The organism is Frankia sp. CeD, assembly GCF_000732115.1.
Classification (GTDB): Bacteria; Actinomycetota; Actinomycetes; order Frankiales; family Frankiaceae; genus Frankia; species Frankia casuarinae.
Map to the genome: position 1 here is coordinate 1 of NZ_JPGU01000108.1, position 2,179 is coordinate 2,179.

The 2,179-nt window shown below is 68.0% G+C and carries 4 protein-coding genes and 1 pseudogene; all 5 read left to right on the forward strand.

Translation table 11 applies throughout. The features are described 5' to 3' along the window. The first annotated feature begins 91 nt into the window (after positions 1-91). Positions 92-406, forward strand: a complete 315-nt coding sequence (locus CED_RS21115; RefSeq protein WP_235187274.1) for a hypothetical protein — start codon at positions 92-94, stop codon at positions 404-406. A gap of 143 nt (positions 407-549) precedes the next feature. Then, complete coding sequence (locus tag CED_RS21120; RefSeq protein WP_255361146.1) at positions 550-1,497, forward strand: ISAs1 family transposase; 948 nt, start codon at positions 550-552, stop codon at positions 1,495-1,497. Continuing rightward, positions 1,448-1,630, forward strand: a pseudogene (locus CED_RS25835) (ISAs1 family transposase); the annotation flags it as partial. The gene CED_RS21120 and the pseudogene CED_RS25835, both read left to right, overlap by 50 nt. 33 nt (positions 1,631-1,663) lie before the next feature. Continuing rightward, on the forward strand, positions 1,664-1,804 hold the full coding sequence (locus CED_RS25700; protein ID WP_023840633.1) for a hypothetical protein: 141 nt from the start codon (positions 1,664-1,666) through the stop codon (positions 1,802-1,804). 30 nt (positions 1,805-1,834) lie between these two features. After that, positions 1,835-2,179 (forward strand): reverse transcriptase domain-containing protein (locus tag CED_RS21125; protein WP_255361147.1); only part of this gene is annotated, 345 nt, incomplete at its 3' end.

Below are 2,179 nucleotides of genomic sequence, written 5' to 3' on the forward strand. Positions count from 1 at the left end.
ATATTACCGTTCGAGCCGGCCGGACAACATAACCGGCGGTGAGGGAAGGGCCGCTGCTTCGTCGACGCGTGGAGTTGGAAGGAGGGGCTCGGTGAGTGCCATTGCTGCTATTCCCGCCGCTTCGGGATCCCGAGTGGATCCGGTCCGTGTCTTGCAGCACACGCTGTACCGGGCGGCCAAGGCCGATCCCGGGCGGAGGTTCCATGCGCTCTCGGACAAGGTCCACCGTGGGGACGTCCTGGAGCGTGCGTGGGCACTGGTGCGCGCTAACAGGGGCGCGCCGGGCATTGACCGGACCACCATTGCCCAGGTCGAGGAGTACGGGGTGTCCCGTCTTCTCGACGAGCTGGGCGGCGAATTGCGGGAAGGGGGGCAGGGCCATTTCGTAGTCGATAGGCCAAGTTGATCATTCTTGGCATCGGCCGATGCATGGTCTGACCTGGACGGATACCGGCGACACGCCGGAGGTAGACGCACGGCAGGCACGACCCCCCACCGATCATGGAGTTCTCGACGCTTCATGTTCGCCAGGGAAGGCCGTGCCCGCCGATGCCATCATCCCCCGTCGCCGCCGTGGTCGACGAGCTTGCCGCGCAGCTTCCGGACAGGATCAACCAGCCGCGTCTGATCACCGAAGGTGATCAGACGGCGTTGCTGGAAGCTCTCGCGCGGGTACCGGATCCTCGTCGACGGCGCGGGGTGCGTTACCGGTTCGCCGCGGTCCTGGCGATCGCGGTGTGCGCGATGGTCAGTGGCGCCCGGTCGTTCGCGGCGATCGGGGAATGGGCCGCCGACCTGCCCGCGGACACCCGCGCCGGCCTGGGGCTGACAGGGCGGGTCCCGGGCCCGGTGACGATCTGGCGGGTGCTGGTACGTGTGGACCGGGCGGCGTTGGAAACCGCGATCGGAGCCTGGATCCAGGCCCGCCTCGACACCGTCGACACCGCCGGGCACCAGCCGCCACAGCGCCGACGCCGGGTCCGGCGGGTGCTCGCCGTCGACGGCAAAGCGATGCGCGCCACCCGGCACGGCGCCCACCCCGTGCATCTCCTCGGTGTTCTCGACCATGCCCGCGGCGTGGTCCTGGCACAGGTCGACGTCGACGAGAAGACCAACGAAATCCCTTTGTTCTCCACGGTTCTCGAGCAGATTCCGGACCTGACCGACGTCCTGATCACCGTCGACGCGATGCACGCGCAGACCGCGCACGCCGACTACCTACACGCCCGGGGAGCGCACCTGCTGGTCACCGTGAAACGCAACCAGCCCACCGTCCATACCCGGTTGACGACACTGCCCTGGAAAGACGTCCCGGTCGGGCACACCACCACCGGCCGTGGCCACGGCCGGATCGAGACACGCACCCTCAAGGCCGTCACCGTCCCGGCCGGGCCCGGGTTCCCCCACGCGGCCCAGGCCATCGGAGATCACCCGCACCTCCCGTCCGATCAGCACGAACAAGAAGAAGACCGAGGGCAAGCGCCGCCAGCGACGTGAGACCGTCTACGCGATCTGCGCCCTGCCCGCCCAGGACGCCCTNCCCGCCGAACTGGCCACCTGGATCCGCGGCCACTGGTCCATCGAGATCCGCCTGCACTGGGTCCGCGACGTCACACTGGGTGAAGACCTCCACCAGGCTAGCACCGGCAGCGGACCCCAGGTCATGGCCGCTCTCCGCAACCTGGTGATCAGCCTGCTCCGGCTCGCCGGCTTCACCAACATCGCCCGAGCCCTACGCCACCACGCCCGCCATCCCGACCAGGCCATCACCCTCGTGACCAGCACAAACGCGACTTTGCAATGACCCTGGGAAGGGGGGTACCGTCCTTTGCCTGTGCGCCGGGTAGAAATNCCCAAGCCGGGGGACAAGGGTGCGTCCCGGCCGCTGTCGATCCCTGCCGTCNGCGACCGTGTGGTGCAGACCGCCGTGAAGATCGTGCTCGAGCCGGTCTTCGAGGCGGACATGGCCGGGTGCTCGTTCGGGTTCCGCCCGCGGCGCTCGGNTCATGACGCACTGCAAGTGCTGGTGGATGCGTGCGGGAAGGGCCGTCGGTGGGTGGTGGAGACGGATATCGCTGATTGCTTTACGGCGATCCCGTTCGAAGGGTTGATGCAGACGATCAAGGAACGGGTCTGCGACCAGGCGATGCTCAGGTTGGTGCGTGCTGTCCTGCGTGCC

Excerpts from the sequence above, each read along its gene's own strand:
- CED_RS25700 (WP_023840633.1), top strand. The coding sequence starts at position 1,664 with ATGGCCGCTCTCCGCAACCTGGTGATCAGCCTGCTCCGGCTCGCCGGC.
- CED_RS21120 (WP_255361146.1), top strand. The coding sequence starts at position 550 with ATGCCATCATCCCCCGTCGCCGCCGTGGTCGACGAGCTTGCCGCGCAG.